This is a genomic window from Serratia sp. 14-2641 (genome assembly GCF_001692375.1).
GTDB classification, from domain to species: Bacteria; Pseudomonadota; Gammaproteobacteria; order Enterobacterales; family Enterobacteriaceae; genus Chania; species Chania fonticola_C.
In genome coordinates this window covers 1-651 of record NZ_LXKR01000016.1, presented here as the reverse complement: position 1 = coordinate 651, position 651 = coordinate 1, and the positions used below count along the sequence as shown (strand labels likewise).

General features: G+C 52.8%; 1 protein-coding gene and 1 pseudogene. Both read left to right on the top strand.

All coding sequences use genetic code 11. The features are described 5' to 3' along the window. The coding region (gene pilP / locus A6U95_RS29650) for a type IV pilus biogenesis protein PilP (protein ID WP_139102344.1) at positions 1-169 on the top strand (169 nt) is incomplete at its 5' end. Between the two features lie 5 nt (positions 170-174). Beyond that, a pseudogene (locus tag A6U95_RS08140) lies at positions 175-651 on the top strand (type II secretion protein E); the annotation flags it as partial.

The following is a 651-nucleotide window of genomic DNA, read 5'->3' as shown; positions in this document are numbered from 1 at the left end:
GGGGAAAGGTTTCACGGCCGTGCTGGCACTCAGCAACGGCAACCAGGTTACGGTGCAGTCAGGGGATCGCATTCCGGGTACGGAATACGTTGTTAAACGGATCAACCTCAATGAGGTCGTTGTCTCCGGGAAGAACTCAATGCAGGTGTCTCTTTCCTTTGCGGGGTAACCAATATGTATGAGAAACGTGGTTCAACCTATATCCATTTAGATCTGGCCAATTCTGACGCCCCGACCTTGTATGTGTCTGACGCGCACAATACCAGTCTGGCCGTCACGTCAGAGATTGCTGGCGCGTTTAAGCAATACCCCAGGCTGAAGGTTAAGCGGGTCCAGCTCGACAAACTGAAAGCATTGCAACAAAGCCAGGTCACAGACAACCCCGATGCTAACGATTACTCCGCTCAACAGGCGAAAATCATCGGTTTTTTTCGGGAAGCCAAGAAGAAAGGGGCCAGCGATATTCATCTGCTGATCGGGATGAATAATGTGACCGTGGTGCAATTTCGCGTGCATGGCGACCTCGAAACCGTGATTCAACTGGATCGCGCCGAAGGAATGACGCTGGCGTCGACGATTGTGATGTCGATGTGCGATGTGGCCGAGAAGAGCTTTAACCCCAATCGCGCCCAGGATGGGCGGGTGCGCAAA